Origin of the sequence: Pseudomonas sp. Irchel 3F6 (assembly GCF_900187595.1) — a bacterium.
Taxonomy (GTDB): Bacteria; Pseudomonadota; Gammaproteobacteria; order Pseudomonadales; family Pseudomonadaceae; genus Aquipseudomonas; species Aquipseudomonas siliginis.
Window position 1 is genome coordinate 13,521 of the sequence record NZ_FYDP01000009.1, and the last position, 13,043, is coordinate 26,563.

Sequence of the window (13,043 nt, forward strand, 5' to 3'; positions counted from 1 at the left end):
GACAGCACCAATAACCCGGTGGGAGCGAGCCTGCTCGCGAAGACGCCGGATCAGGCAACATCTTCGCTGAATGACACTCCGCATTCGCGAGCAGGCTCGCTCCCACAGGGGATGACCGGGCCATCGCTGGAGTTTACGGAAGTGAGCCTGACGCTGGGGCGCACGACGATTCTCGACAAGGTCAGCTTCCAGGTGCAGCCCGGCAGCGTGCATGCGCTGGTCGGCCCCAATGGTGGTGGCAAGAGTTCGCTGATCAAAACGCTGCTGGGGCAGATGCCGCATCAGGGCCAGCTCAGCCTGCACTGGCCCGGCGAGCCCGGCACCATTGGTTACGTTCCGCAGGCGCTGGAGTTCGATCGCGGTTTGCCGATGACCGTCGACGATTTCATGGCCGCCATGTGTCAACGCCGCCCGGCCTTTCTCGGTTTGAGCAAACACTATGCCGGCGCCATCGGCGAAGCGCTGGAGCGGGTCGGCATGCAGGACAAGCGCAAGCGGCGCATGGGCGCGCTGTCCGGCGGTGAGCGCCAGCGGGTGCTGCTCGCGCAGGGTTTGATTCCGGCGCCGCAACTGCTGGTGCTCGACGAGCCGATGTCGGCCCTCGATGAGGCCGGGATCCAGGTGTTCGAACGTCTGCTGACTGACTGGCGCGCGGCGGGCATCACCGTGCTGTGGATCGAGCATGATCTGGAAGCGGTGGGTCGGCTGGCCGATCGGGTCACCGGTCTCAACCGCCGCGTGCTGTTCGACGCCACACCGCAACTGGCGCTGACCCCTGAACGTCTGCTGACGCTGTTTTCCACCCATCCACGGAGCGCGGTCTGATGAGTTACGAAGCCTTTCGTTTGATGGTTCAGGGTTGGGCGTCTTCCGGTTATCTGCCGGAAGCGCTGGCCTACGGTTTCGTGGTCAACGCCTTGCTCGCGGGCCTGCTGATCGGCCCGGTGCTGGGCGGGCTCGGCACGCTGGTGGTGGTCAAGCGCTTCGCGTTCTTTTCCGAAGCAGTCGGCCATGCCGCGTTGACCGGTGTCGCCATCGGTATTCTGCTCGGCGAACCCTACACCGGCCCGTACGGCAGCCTGTTCGGCTACTGCCTGCTGTTCGGCATCCTACTCAATTACCTGCGCAACCGTACCGGGCTGGCACCGGATACGCTGATCGGCGTGTTTCTCTCGGTGTCGCTGGCACTGGGCGCGAGCCTGCTGCTGATTCTCGCCGGCAAGATCAACGTGCACATTCTGGAAAACGTGCTGTTCGGTTCGGTATTGACCGTCAACGGCAATGATCTGGCGGTGCTGGCGATCGTCGGTTCGCTGGTCATGGCCCTCGCCCTGCCGCTGTACAACCGCATCATGCTCGCCAGTTTCAATCCGCAACTGGCGGCGGTGCGTGGCGTAGCGGTCAAGACCCTGGATTACCTGTTCGTGATTCTGGTGACCCTGATCACCGTCGCCGCCGTGAAGGTGATTGGCGCGATTCTGGTCGGTGCCTTGCTGGTGATTCCGGCGGCAGCGGCGCGCTTGCTTAGCCAGTCGCTCAAAGGTTTTTTCTGGTGTTCGGTGCTGATCGCTACCGTCAGCACCCTGTGCGGGATTCTCGCGCCGATCGTCTTCGATCTGCCGATCCCGTCCGGCGCCGCGATCATTCTGGTCGCCGGCATCGCTTTCGCCCTCGCCGCCATTGCGCGCGGCGTCGTCCCCAGCCTGAAAGGGAACCTTGGATAAATGGCTTTTTCATTGCGTAACCTGACTCTGGCCATGGCCCTGTGTGGCGTGGTCTGCACTCCGTTGATGGCGGCTGAAACTGCGAAACCGTTGCGCGTTCTGGCCTCGTTACCGATCACCTATGGATTGGGCGAAGCATTACTCAAGGGTACCGACGTCAACCTCGAACGCGCAGCACCGGCCAACCTGCCCGGCAGCCGCCAGACCGCCTATTTCACCGGCCGTGGCGCTCCGGCTTTGAGCAAACTGGCCACCGACGCGGACGCGGTAATCGGTCTGCGTTCGCTGTGGGCCGATGATCCGCTGTACCCAGTCGCGCGGCGCAGCAACATCCGTATCGTCGAAGTCGACGCTGCGCGCCCGGTCGACGGCGCCCTGCCCGGCATCGCCGTGCAGCCGGGCCTGCAGGTTGATGGCCTGAACAGTCAGCCATGGCTGGCGAGCAACAATATGGGGCGCATGGCCGATGTGATGGCGGCAGACCTGGTGCGCCTGGCACCGAGCGCCAAACCTTCGATCGAAGCCAACCTGGCGGCGTTGAAACAGCGCTTGCTGAAACTCAGCGCGGACACCGAAGCGCGCCTGGCCGAGGCGGACAACCTGAGTGTGATGAGTTTGAGCGATCACTTCGGCTATCTGATTGGCAGCCTCAACCTTGAACTGGCCGGACAGGACGCGCGGCCTGATGCCGAGTGGACGCCAGAGGAGTTGAAGAAGCTGACGGCGACGCTAAAGGACAATGACGTGGCAGTGGTGCTACACCATCGCCAGCCAGCGGAGCCGGTGAAAGCAGCGATTGCCGAATCCGGCAGCCGGCTGGTGGTGTTGAGTACCGATGCGGCAGATCCGCTGGCGGAGCTGGAGGGGAATGTGGATTTGTTGCTCAAGGGGTTGAGCGGAGCGTAGTTTCAGTAAGTCCGCGTAATCGTTCTTCGCGAGCAGGCTCGCTCCCACAGTTGAAATGCGATTCCCTGTGGGAGCGAGCCTGCTCGCGAAGAGGCCCGCACCCACAACGTCACTCTCCAGACATGAAAAAACCCGCTGACCCTCACTGGCCCAGCGGGTTTTTTATGCCCGGTCGCTTATTGCGCCGCGACTTGCGCATCCATCTTCTGGCGCAGGCTCAACGGGCGCATGTCGGTCCAGACTTCTTCGATGTAGGCCAGGCATTCCTTTTTCAGGCCGCTCTTGCCCACTGTGCGCCAGCCTTGCGGCACAGCTTTGTAATCGGGCCAGATCGAGTATTGCTCTTCGTGGTTGACCACGACCTGAAAGAGGATGTCCTCGCGGTCGAATACTGACGTCATGCTGGTTCTCCATCGTTGTAAGGTCGGCTGCACAAAGAATGCAGCCGGGTATGTAGAAAGAACGTTCGCCGCGCGGAAAAATTTACAGCGCGGTGGTGGCAGCGGCCAATGCGCGACCGAAGATCTCGGCCACCCGGTCGACTTCCGCGGCAGTGATCACCAGCGGCGGCAGGAAGCGCACCACTGCGCCATGGCGACCGCCCAGCTCCAGAATCAGGCCACGCTTGAGGCATTCACGCTGAACCAGCGGCGCCAGACGCGCAAACGCTGGCGGATGACCGAGCGCGTCGGGCGCGCCGTTCGGGTCCACCAGTTCGACGCCGAGCATCAGGCCGCGACCACGAATATCGCCCATCTGCGGGAAGTCGCGTTGCAGGATGTGCAGATGCTCGCTGAGTCGATCACCCATGGCGGCTGCGTGCTCGCAAACCTTGTGCTCCACCAGATAGCGCATCACCGCTGAACCGGCGGCCATGGCCATCTGATTGCCACGGAACGTGCCGGCGTGGGCGCCCGGTTGCCAGGTGTCGAGCCAGTCGCGGTAAACCACCACCGCCAAGGGCAGGCTGCCGCCGATGGCTTTGGACAGTACAACCACATCCGGAACGATGCCCGCGTGTTCAAAGGCAAACATCTTGCCAGTGCGGGCGAACCCGCTCTGGATCTCATCAACGATCAGCGCCACCCCGGCTCTTTCGGTAATTCGGCGCAAGCCACGCAACCACTCGATATCGGCCGGAATCACCCCGCCCTCGCCCTGCACCGCTTCGACGATCACCGCCGCCGGCAATTGCACGCCAGCCTCGGGATCGTTGAGCAGGTTTTCCAGGTAGCTCAGATTGGCGTTGACGCCCGCCGCGCCGCCGAGGCCGAACGGGCAACGGTAGTCGTAGGGGAACGGCATGAACTGCACGCCATTGCTGAGCAAGGCACCCAGTGGTTTTTTCGGCCCCAGGCTGCCCATCAGGCTCAACGCACCCTGACTCATGCCGTGATAACCGCCGGAAAATGACAGCACGGTGCTGCGGCCAGTGGCCGTGCGCACCAGTTTCAATGCTGCTTCCACGGCGTCGGTGCCGGTCGGGCCGCAGAACTGGATTTTCGCCTGTGCCGCCAACTCCGTGGGCAGCAGTCCGAACAGGTCCTGGACGAATTGATCCTTGACCGGCGTAGTCAGGTCGAGGGTGTGCAGCGGCAACTCATCGGCCAGCACCTGCTGGATCGCCTCAATCACTACCGGGTGGTTGTGCCCCAGCGCCAACGTGCCGGCCCCAGCCAGGCAGTCGATGAAGGTACGCCCTTCGACATCCTCGACATACAGGCCCTTGGCACGCTTGAGCGCCAGCGGAATGCGGCGTGGATAGCTGCGCGCATTGGATTCCTGGCGACTCTGGCGCGCCAGTAACGGTGATTCGTGGAATTCGTACAACGTCTCCGCTGGCGCCGAGGCGACCCGGGCCGACGACGCTTCGATAAGACTGGTGGCGACTGACATCTCTCGACCCCTCAATTCGCTATGGATAGTGACCAAAACAGCACACCGACAGGTGCGCGTTCCGGTCGCGGGGCGCACTTGCAGGTTTTCCTGTTCTGGAAACGCTTCAGCGCGGTGCGGATTTACACCCTTGATCGAGTTGTCAGGCCGGTGAGGACAAAGGTTTGTGCAGCGGCACGGTTTGCAAGCCGGTGGAGAGGCCGGGTGGCGCTGCCTGTTGGTAACCCAGGTGCCGATAGAACGCCTCGGCGGTGCGGGTGCTGTTGAGGTGCACATGCTGCACACCACGAATGCGCAACCAGCCCTCGAGATTGTGCATCAGCGCCCTGCCGACGCCCCGGCGAAAGGATTCAGGCTGGACGTAACACAGCGGGATTTCGCCACTGACCCGGGCCATGCCGACACCGACGGGTTTGTCTTCGAACGAAGCGATACAGAGATAAAAGTGTGGGTCGGCGAGCCGGCTACTGATGAAATCGGCGGAGGAGCGGTTGAGCCAGTCGCTGACCAGAAGTGGATGGTTGCGGTGATCGAGTGCACATCCGATACGGATCGAGCGCTCGACAATACGGTTGATGATGCCGGTGTCGGCCAGAGTGGCCGAACGAACGCAGACGGGTGCTTCCATGGCGCAGTTCCCTCAATCCTTTGAGTCAAAGCTGGGTTGACCTTAGCCCCAACCCTGACGGATTGCGAACGCCGAGAAGTTACATTTGATGTGGAAGAACGTGATCATTTGTGGGAGCGAGCCTGCTCGCGAAAGCGTCAGGCCAGTCAACGTCGATGTTGAATGACTTACCGCATTCGCGAGCAGGCTCGCTCTCACAGGGGATCTGAGGTGAGATCAGAGGGCTTGCAACGGCATGGTCAGTTCGACCCGCAAGCCGTCCGGGCGGCTGTCGAAATGCAGCGCACAATCACAGCGCTGAACAATCGCCTGGACAATCGCCAGCCCCAGCCCGCAACCGGTGCTCTGCCCGTTACGCCAGAAGCGCTGAGTCAGATGCTGCAAGTCATCCGGCGCAATGCCCGGACCATGGTCGCGCACGACAAAACGCACACGATTGCCGATGCTCTCCAGGCTAACCTCGACCGCACAATCTTCTGACGTGTGGCGCAGGGCGTTGTCGAGCAGGTTGCGCAATGCAGCAATCGCCAGCACCGCAGGCATTTGCAGCGGCGCGGCGGACAGATCGTCAGGCACGTGCAGTTTGATCCGCAGCCGTTCACCGCCAGTGGCGTCCTGGATCGCCAGTCTGGCCACTTGTTCGGCGCTGCATTGCGAGCCGTCATCAAACGACAGACTGCCTTCGACCCGCGCCAGCAACAGCAATTGCTCAAGGGTGCGATGCAAGCGATCGGCGCCCTCCTCGGCGCGCGCGAGCGACTGATCGCGGGCGCTGCCGTCGGTCATGCGCGCCACTTGCAGGTGGGTCTTGATCGCCGTCAGCGGACTGCGCAGTTCATGCGCGGCGTCGCCGGTCAGACGACGTTCACGTTCGATGGTCTTGCCGATGCGTTGAAACAACTGATTCTGAGTTTCCAGCAACGGCTTCAATTCGCTGGGAAACGCCTGCAACTGCAATGGTTCAAGAGAGTCGGCATTGCGCCGCATCAGCGCCTCGCGCAGACGATTGAGCGGCGCCAGGCCCTGACCGATGCCCAGCCACAGCAGGCACAGGCAACCCAGCAAGGCCACACCGACCGGCACCGAAGCAGCGAGCAGAATCGACATGTTCAAGGCTTCGCGCTCGATCTGCCGATCCGCCGTAGTGATGCGCACATCGCCGCGGGCCAGGGTGAAACTGCGCCACGGGGCGCCGTCGATCATCTGATCGTGGAAGCCCATTTTCTCGGCTTCCAGCGCTTGCTCGGGGTTGTTGTGGCTTCGCGCGAGAATCTCGCCGCGCAATGAGCTGACCTGACAAGCCATGCCACCGGGAATATTCAGCTGTTCTGCGCTGAAATGGGTGCCCTCGCCCTTGCTCGGCAGCGTCGGCAATTGCTCGAGCAAACCGGCGACCATGCGCGCCGAGGCCACCAGACGCTGGTCGAGGGAAAACATCATCTGATTGCGCAGATCGCTGAGCATCCACGCCGCCGCCAGCGCCCAGATCAACGCGAAGGCGGCGCCGAGCGTCAGGCTCAGGCGCAGGCGCAGACTCATCATTTGCCTTGCTCTGCGCCATCGGCGGGGCCGAGGCGATAGCCCAGACCACGCACGGTTTCGACGATGCCTTTGCCAAGCTTGCTGCGCAGATGATGGATATGCACGTTCAGCGCGTTGCTTTCCAGTTCGTCGTTGAAGCCGTAGACGCTGTCCTTCAGTTGCTCGGTGGACAGCACCCGGCCGCGATTGTGCAGCAGCGCCTGCAACAGCGACTGCTCACGGCGCGACAGGTCCACCGGTTGCCCGGCCAGACGGGTTTCGCGGCTGCTCGGGTCGTAGGTCAGCGCGCCGTGCTCGATCAGATTGACGCTACGCCCTGCCACCCGGCGCAACAGGGTTTGCAGGCGAGCGAACAGTTCGCGCAGGTCGAAAGGCTTGAGCAGATAGTCGTCGGCGCCGGCCTGCAGACCATCGACACGATCGGTCACCGAGTCACGGGCAGTTAGGATGAGAACCGGAATTTCCAGGCCGCTCTGCCGCAACTGTTGCAGCAACTTGAGGCCATCTTCGTCCGGCAGGCCGAGATCGAGCACCATCACATCGAATTCGGCGACCTTGAGCATCGCCCGCGCCTTGGACGCGGTGTTGACGTGCTCGACGGTCAGGCCCTGGGCGGTGAGGCCGGCAACGATGCCGCTGGCAATCAGCTCGTCGTCTTCGCAAACCAGTACGTGCATGGTGAATCCCACAGGAAAAAGGCGGATTAGGCAGTTGGCCGATTAAGCTGACATTATGGCGCCCAACGTCACTGCGACAAGGGCATGGCGGTTAATCATCGGTTAATCGCCGCTGCCCATTGTGCACCTCACTTGCACAGGGACAAGGCTTCTCCATGCGTCATTTTTTTGTTTTGTTTGCGTTACTGATCTCGGGCCTGGCTCAGGCCGGAAACAATCCTTTCGATACGAAACCGGACTTCTTGCCGGTCGACCAGGCGTTCGTGTTGACTTCCGAGCGTCTGGATTCAGGCGAAACCCAGCTGTTCTGGCAGATCACTGACGGCTACTACCTGTATCAGAAACGCCTGAAATTCGACGGACTGGCCGCCGATCAGCAGCCGGTGTTGCCTGAAGGCGAATCCCACAGCGATGAGTTCTTCGGCGAGCAGCCGGTCTATCGCCAAGGGCTTGAAGTGAAAATCCCGGCGGCGGCCAGCGGTCAGATCAAAGTCAGTTATCAGGGCTGCGCCGATGCCGGTCTGTGTTATCCACCGCAAACCAGGGTGATCGATCTGGGTGGCAAAGCCGCAGCAGTAACGGGCGCTGAAGCCCCGGATCAGGCTTTGGCCAGCAGTCTGCAACAACGGGCGCTGGGCTGGAGTCTGCTGGTGTTCTTCGGACTCGGCCTGCTGTTGGCGTTTACCCCGTGTTCGCTGCCGATGCTGCCGATTCTGGCGGGGATGATCGTCGGCAGTGGCGCCACACCACGGCGCGGGTTTGCCTTGGCCAGCAGCTACGTGATCTGCATGGCACTGGTCTATGCGGCGATGGGCGTGATTGCTGCGCTGCTCGGTGCAAACCTGCAGGCGTGGTTGCAGAATCCTTGGTTGCTCGGCGCATTTGCCGCCATTTTCGTGGTGCTGGCATTGCCGATGTTCGGCTTCTTCGAACTGCAACTGCCGGTGGCCCTGCGTGATCGCCTTGAACATGCGTCGCGCAGCCGCAGCGGCGGCAGCCTGATCGGCGCCGGCGTGCTGGGCGCATTGTCCGGTCTGTTGGTCGGGCCGTGCATGACCGCGCCACTGGCCGGCGCGCTGCTGTACATCGCGCAGAGCGGTAACGCGTTGCACGGCGGTCTGATTCTGTTTGCACTGGGCATCGGCATCGGTGTGCCGCTGTTGCTGCTGGTCACTGTGGGCAACCGTTTCCTGCCGAAACCCGGCGCGTGGATGAATCTGCTCAAGGGCATATTCGGCTTCCTCTTTCTTGCCACTGCATTGTTGATGCTGCGCCCGGTACTGGACCCGTCGTTGTGGCTGGGGCTGTGCGGCGCTCTGCTGTTGATCGCCGCTTACAGCGCTTGGAAACAATCCGAAGGTTTTGGCCGCGTCGCACAGATGTTTGGCGCGCTGTCCCTGTTGCTCGGTTTGTGGGGCAGCTTGTTGGTGATCGGTGCGGCGGGTGGCAGCGATGATCCGTATCAGCCATTGCAGGTCTACAGCGCCGGCCCTGTCGCCAGCGCAGCGCCGACGGGCCACGATGCCTTCAGCACAATCAAGGAACCGGCCGTCCTGCAACGCGAACTCGACGCGGCCAAGGCCCAGGGTCAGTGGGTGCTGCTCGATTACTACGCCGACTGGTGCGTGTCGTGCAAGGTCATGGAGAAGAAGGTGTTCGGTGAAGCCAAGGTCATGCAGGCCCTGAGCGATGTGCGCCTGCTGCGCCTGGATGTGACCGCCGATAACGCCGCCAGCCGCGAGCTGCTCAGCCGTTATAAAGTGCCGGGGCCGCCGACGTTCATCTGGATCGGCGCCGACGGTGAAGAACGCCGCAGCCAGCGCATCACCGGCGAGGTCGATGCCGAGACCTTCCTGCAACGCTGGTCCACCACCCGAGACGCCAACTGATGCTGACGTTCACCCTCGGCACTTTCGCCATCGCGCTCAATCACCTGCTGCTGATCAGTGCTCTGGCACTGGCGACGTTTGTCGGCTGGCGAGTGGCCAAGCGCGGCGGCGAGAACCCCGAGTCGGCGCTGTTCAGCCTGTTCTTGCTGGGCATGCTTGCGGCGCGCATTGCGTTTGTCGCGCTGTATTGGTCGCACTATCGCAATGACCCGTGGCAGATCATCGATCTGCGTGACGGCGGTTTCCTCGCCTGGCCCGGGGTCATCGTGCTGTTGCTGGCGGCGTTGTATCGCGGCTGGCGCCGGCCTGCTTTGCGCCGTCCGCTGGGCTTCGGCGTGGTCAGTGGCGTGGCGTTCTGGCTGCTTGCCACCCTGTCGCTGAATATCTACGAACAGGGCTCCCGGCTGCCGGATATTGCCCTGCGCAACGCCGCCGGGGAAAAGATCAAGCTCAGCGACTATCAGGGCGGCCCGCTGGTGATCAACCTGTGGGCGACCTGGTGCCCGCCGTGCCGGCGAGAAATGCCAGTACTGGAGAATGCCCAGCAACAGCGCCCTGATCTGACGTTCTTGTTCGTCAATCAGGCCGAAAGCATGCAAAGCGTGGCGACGTTCCTGGAAACCCAGGGCCTGAGCCTGAACAACGTGCTGTTCGACCGCGGCGGCCGTCTCGGTCAGGCCGTGGGTTCCATGGCGTTACCGACTACGCTGTTCTATAGCTCGGACGGTCGCTTGCTGACCAGTCACCTCGGTGAACTGTCGAACGCCAGCCTGGCCCGCGCTCTGGAAACATTCGACACTTCGCCTTCAAGCCCGAATCAGGCCGTTGCCCCGGCCAACTCTGCAAGAAAACTGCCATGCCCCGCCTCCGCCACCTGCTGACGCTAACCCTGGGCACTGCCCTACTGCACTTGCCGTCGGTGCAGGCCGCTGAAGAACTACCCGCCGCAATCAAAAAGATCGAAGCCAAGGGCGCAAAAATCGTCGGCCAGTTCGACGCCCCCGATGGCCTGCGCGGGTACGCCGCGCAATACCAGAATCGCGGCATGGCGCTGTACCTGACCCCGGACGGCAAGCACGTCGTGGTGGGTAATCTGTACGACGCCGACGGCAAGGACCTGAGCAGCGAGCCGCTGCAGAAACTGGTCTACGCACCGATGTCCAAAGAAGTCTGGGCCAAGTTCGAGGCGAGCAATTGGATTCAGGACGGCAACAAGGATGCACCGCGCACGGTGTACCTGTTCAGCGATCCGAACTGCCCGTACTGCAACATGTTCTGGGAACAGGCGCGACCATGGGTCAAGGCCGGCAAAGTGCAACTGCGCCACATCATGGTCGGCATCATTCGCGAAGACAGCCCGGGCAAGTCAGCCGCACTGCTGGCGGCGAAAGACCCGGCCAAAGCCCTGCAAGATCATGAGAGCGCCGGTAAGGGCAGCGCCCTCAAGGCGTTGAAAGACATCCCGGTCGCCGTGCAAACCAGACTCGCGGCGAACATGCAGTTGATGGAAGACCTCGAACTGCAGGCCACCCCGGCGATTTTCTACATGGACGACAAAGGCGAGTTGCAACAACAGCAAGGCGCGCCTTCGCCGGACAAGCTGGTGAAGATTCTCGGGCCGAAATAGCCTTTACAAGCACTGGCCGGTGCGGGTCTGTCAGTACTCACACCGCTCGATAATGTCCTGCAAGTGCTCGGTCTTTCCCTGTTCCGTGAGAAAGCTTGTCACCTCAGCGCACCACGCTTGGTCTGAAGGAATACCGGCCCAAGCGTGCGTCCCCGCCCAATGCCAGGGACGGTCGTCAAACGTATTGATCAGCGCCTGATTGAATGTGTGAACGTTGAACTTGGGGTTTCTCGCGTTCTGCAACATCAACGAACTGAACACGCGTTGTTGCGTTACTTCGCATGGTTTGATTTGCTGGGCTTTGGTCGAGCTCAGGACAATGAAATCAGGTTTGACACCTTCATCGAGCGCGGCCTGCAATCGGTAATGTCCATCGATGACCACGTAAGAACACAGTCCGCCCACATACCAGAGCAGGATCGGCGGCAAGCTGCCCTCCCTGGCTTTTTTGCGCCACCATTTGAGGCGACCTGCCAAAGGGTCCACCGTGTGCAGCCCGATCAAGTGCCCCAGATCCCAATCAAGCCAATGCACGGTGTGCGGTTGCACGTTGTCGAGAATGCCCTCGCCGCGCGCGTACCAGTTGGGCAGATGGCTGGACGCCTCGGCCGGGGTGGAAAAATACCAGCCATCCGGACCGGCAACGGGTTTGTATCGGCTAACTGCTGGCAATAAAGGGCGCGCCACCCAGTGGCCGGGATAGATAAAGTCAGCCTGATTGTTCATCAACTGGTTGATGAAATAGCGACACCAGCGCGGGAAGCGCTCTTGGACGGGTAATTCAAAGTGCTCCTGAACGTCAGCCGAACCGATGGGTGGCACGGATGGCGATTCCAGTTGAACGGGCCGCGGATTGCGAACCAGCCAAGCACCGTAATATGAGGTGGCAATGGTCGCCCAGAAGAGTGGGCTTTCATTGAGCATCAACTTCATCCGCCCGTTGTTGCCACTTTGCAGATGAAGCGGCGGTTTGCTTGATTTCGGTCGGTTGACCTCAATACTCAACCCGACCCACTTGTCCTCAAGATCCCTGAGGTCACGCCACCAGAACTGTTGCACGTCATTCCCTTATCAAATGCTTTTATAGATGAGTTTCACACTCGTGATTGCATGGTGACCTGAGAGGCCCCTTCGCGAGCAGGCTCGCTCCCACAGTTGACTGCATTCCCTCAGCAAGAATGCGATTAACTGTGGGAGCGAGCCTGCTCGCGAATGAAGCTCACTCGGTGTGTCAGTTGCGCTCGCGGAGAAACGCCAGCAGCGCCTCAGTGACAAACCCGGGATTCTCCAGATTGGAGATATGCCCCGCCTCCGGCACCAGCACACACGGGCAACCAATCAACTCAGCCATTTCCCGGGCTTCCGAGGGTGGCCGTGGTTTGTCCTGATCACCGCACAGCACCAGCGTCGTCGCCGGGTTCAGCTCGCCCAAGCGTGGCAACAGGTCGTTGCGGCCAAACGTGATGCGCCCCATCGGCACGATGCTTTCGCGCAGACGCTCGGGCGAATAGCCCTTCAATTTCGCGCGAAAGTCCTGATACAGCGCCGACTGCGGGTCGATGCCCGGGCGGAAGAAGATTGGCACAACGATGTCGAGCAATTGGTCGGAGATGGTGCCGCTGTCTTCGATCTGCTTGAACAACGAGAAGTAATACTGGCGCGTCGGTTCCGGCTCGACACCGACGTAGGTGTCCATCAGCACCAGACCGTTGAGGCGTTGCGGTGCGGACAGTGCCAGGCGCACGCCCCACATGCCGCCGACCGAAAGCCCGACGAGGGTGACGCGGTCGATGTCCAGGTGATCGAGCAAGGCCTGCGCCTGTCGGGCGATGTCGTCCAGCGATGTGGTGCCTTCAGGTAACTTGCCGGAATCGCCATGGCCCCACAGATCCAGGGCGATGACGCGATAATGCGGGGTCAGCGCGGCGATCTGCGGCGCCCACATCGCTTGGTCCCAAAGGTAACTGCCGGCCAGCAACACGGCGGGGCCGGTGCCTTGATCAATGTAGTGCAGTGCTTGTCCGTCAACCGTGAAAAAGGGCATCGACCACCTCCGCGAGAAAAAACAGAACCGGCAGACTGAGCTGCCGGTTGGTGATCGTCAAGGATGGAAATGTACGGCAATGTACAGACGCCATTCGCGAGCAGGCTCGC

At 61.7% G+C, this 13,043-nt stretch carries 13 protein-coding genes and 1 pseudogene; 7 read left to right on the plus strand and 7 right to left on the minus strand.

What is annotated here, in order from left to right; genetic code table 11:
• Positions 1-111: 111 nt before the first annotated feature.
• From CKW30_RS24395 to CKW30_RS24405, 3 genes are read left to right on the plus strand one after another with little or no spacing between them, the layout of a single operon-like run.
• Entirely contained in the window at positions 112-825 is a 714-nt protein-coding gene (locus tag CKW30_RS24395) for a metal ABC transporter ATP-binding protein (protein ID WP_177434235.1), read from the plus strand.
• Complete coding sequence (locus CKW30_RS24400; protein WP_007917717.1) at positions 825-1,724, plus strand: metal ABC transporter permease; 900 nt, start codon at positions 825-827, stop codon at positions 1,722-1,724. The genes CKW30_RS24395 and CKW30_RS24400 overlap by 1 nt, the downstream gene beginning before the upstream one ends.
• Complete coding sequence (locus tag CKW30_RS24405; RefSeq protein WP_095182167.1) at positions 1,725-2,630, plus strand: metal ABC transporter solute-binding protein, Zn/Mn family; 906 nt, start codon at positions 1,725-1,727, stop codon at positions 2,628-2,630.
• Positions 2,631-2,806: 176 nt separating this feature from the next.
• Here the strand turns inward: CKW30_RS24405 and CKW30_RS24410 are convergent, their stop codons facing one another.
• From CKW30_RS24410 to CKW30_RS24420, 3 genes are all read right to left on the minus strand, one after another.
• On the minus strand, positions 2,807-3,031 hold the full coding sequence (locus tag CKW30_RS24410; protein WP_016770808.1) for an MbtH family protein: 225 nt from the start codon (positions 3,029-3,031) through the stop codon (positions 2,807-2,809).
• Between the two features lie 82 nt (positions 3,032-3,113).
• Positions 3,114-4,526, minus strand: a complete 1,413-nt coding sequence (locus tag CKW30_RS24415) for an aspartate aminotransferase family protein (RefSeq protein ID WP_095182168.1) — start codon at positions 4,524-4,526, stop codon at positions 3,114-3,116.
• Positions 4,527-4,668: 142 nt separating this feature from the next.
• The gene (locus CKW30_RS24420) at positions 4,669-5,154 is read right to left on the minus strand and encodes a GNAT family N-acetyltransferase (RefSeq protein WP_095182169.1); all 486 of its coding nucleotides are present in this window, start codon (positions 5,152-5,154) and stop codon (positions 4,669-4,671) included.
• Between the two features lie 110 nt (positions 5,155-5,264).
• Between CKW30_RS24420 and CKW30_RS27735 the strand changes: the two are divergent.
• A pseudogene (locus CKW30_RS27735) lies at positions 5,265-5,354 on the plus strand (metal ABC transporter ATP-binding protein); the annotation flags it as partial.
• 16 nt (positions 5,355-5,370) lie between these two features.
• Here CKW30_RS27735 and CKW30_RS24425 read toward each other — a convergent pair.
• Together CKW30_RS24425 and CKW30_RS24430 are read right to left on the minus strand one after the other, a co-directional pair.
• Entirely contained in the window at positions 5,371-6,696 is a 1,326-nt protein-coding gene (locus tag CKW30_RS24425; protein ID WP_095182170.1) for an ATP-binding protein, read from the minus strand.
• Complete coding sequence (locus tag CKW30_RS24430; RefSeq protein WP_039759813.1) at positions 6,693-7,373, minus strand: response regulator; 681 nt, start codon at positions 7,371-7,373, stop codon at positions 6,693-6,695. Before CKW30_RS24430 ends, CKW30_RS24425 begins: the two co-directional genes overlap by 4 nt.
• A gap of 155 nt (positions 7,374-7,528) precedes the next feature.
• On the opposite strand from CKW30_RS24430, the gene dsbD reads away from it, so the two are divergent.
• Genes dsbD through dsbG form a run of 3 tightly spaced genes read left to right on the plus strand, consistent with a single transcriptional unit; the run spans position 7,529 to position 10,889 of the window.
• Entirely contained in the window at positions 7,529-9,262 is a 1,734-nt protein-coding gene (gene dsbD, locus CKW30_RS24435) for a protein-disulfide reductase DsbD (RefSeq protein ID WP_095182171.1), read from the plus strand.
• Positions 9,262-10,143, plus strand: coding sequence for a TlpA disulfide reductase family protein (locus CKW30_RS24440; RefSeq protein ID WP_095182172.1), 882 nt, complete (start codon positions 9,262-9,264; stop codon positions 10,141-10,143). Before dsbD ends, CKW30_RS24440 begins: the two co-directional genes overlap by 1 nt.
• Complete coding sequence (gene dsbG / locus CKW30_RS24445) at positions 10,119-10,889, plus strand: thiol:disulfide interchange protein DsbG (protein WP_095182173.1); 771 nt, start codon at positions 10,119-10,121, stop codon at positions 10,887-10,889. Before CKW30_RS24440 ends, dsbG begins: the two co-directional genes overlap by 25 nt.
• Positions 10,890-10,919: 30 nt before the next feature.
• Here dsbG and CKW30_RS24450 read toward each other — a convergent pair whose 3' ends face one another.
• Positions 10,920-11,948, minus strand: coding sequence for a ParB/Srx family N-terminal domain-containing protein (locus CKW30_RS24450; RefSeq protein WP_095182174.1), 1,029 nt, complete (start codon positions 11,946-11,948; stop codon positions 10,920-10,922).
• 172 nt (positions 11,949-12,120) lie between these two features.
• Complete coding sequence (locus CKW30_RS24455; protein WP_095182175.1) at positions 12,121-12,933, minus strand: alpha/beta fold hydrolase; 813 nt, start codon at positions 12,931-12,933, stop codon at positions 12,121-12,123.
• Between the last annotated feature and the right edge of the window lie 110 nt (positions 12,934-13,043).

Excerpts from the sequence above, each read along its gene's own strand:
- CKW30_RS24395 (WP_177434235.1), top strand. The coding sequence starts at position 112 with ATGACCGGGCCATCGCTGGAGTTTACGGAAGTGAGCCTGACGCTGGGG.
- dsbG (WP_095182173.1), top strand. The coding sequence starts at position 10,119 with ATGCCCCGCCTCCGCCACCTGCTGACGCTAACCCTGGGCACTGCCCTA.
- CKW30_RS24440 (WP_095182172.1), top strand. The coding sequence starts at position 9,262 with ATGCTGACGTTCACCCTCGGCACTTTCGCCATCGCGCTCAATCACCTG.
- CKW30_RS24405 (WP_095182167.1), top strand. The coding sequence starts at position 1,725 with ATGGCTTTTTCATTGCGTAACCTGACTCTGGCCATGGCCCTGTGTGGC.
- CKW30_RS24430 (WP_039759813.1), bottom strand. The coding sequence starts at position 7,373 with ATGCACGTACTGGTTTGCGAAGACGACGAGCTGATTGCCAGCGGCATC.
- CKW30_RS24455 (WP_095182175.1), bottom strand. The coding sequence starts at position 12,933 with ATGCCCTTTTTCACGGTTGACGGACAAGCACTGCACTACATTGATCAA.
- CKW30_RS24425 (WP_095182170.1), bottom strand. The coding sequence starts at position 6,696 with ATGATGAGTCTGCGCCTGCGCCTGAGCCTGACGCTCGGCGCCGCCTTC.
- dsbD (WP_095182171.1), top strand. The coding sequence starts at position 7,529 with ATGCGTCATTTTTTTGTTTTGTTTGCGTTACTGATCTCGGGCCTGGCT.
- CKW30_RS24415 (WP_095182168.1), bottom strand. The coding sequence starts at position 4,526 with ATGTCAGTCGCCACCAGTCTTATCGAAGCGTCGTCGGCCCGGGTCGCC.
- CKW30_RS24420 (WP_095182169.1), bottom strand. The coding sequence starts at position 5,154 with ATGGAAGCACCCGTCTGCGTTCGTTCGGCCACTCTGGCCGACACCGGC.
- CKW30_RS24410 (WP_016770808.1), bottom strand. The coding sequence starts at position 3,031 with ATGACGTCAGTATTCGACCGCGAGGACATCCTCTTTCAGGTCGTGGTC.
- CKW30_RS24400 (WP_007917717.1), top strand. The coding sequence starts at position 825 with ATGAGTTACGAAGCCTTTCGTTTGATGGTTCAGGGTTGGGCGTCTTCC.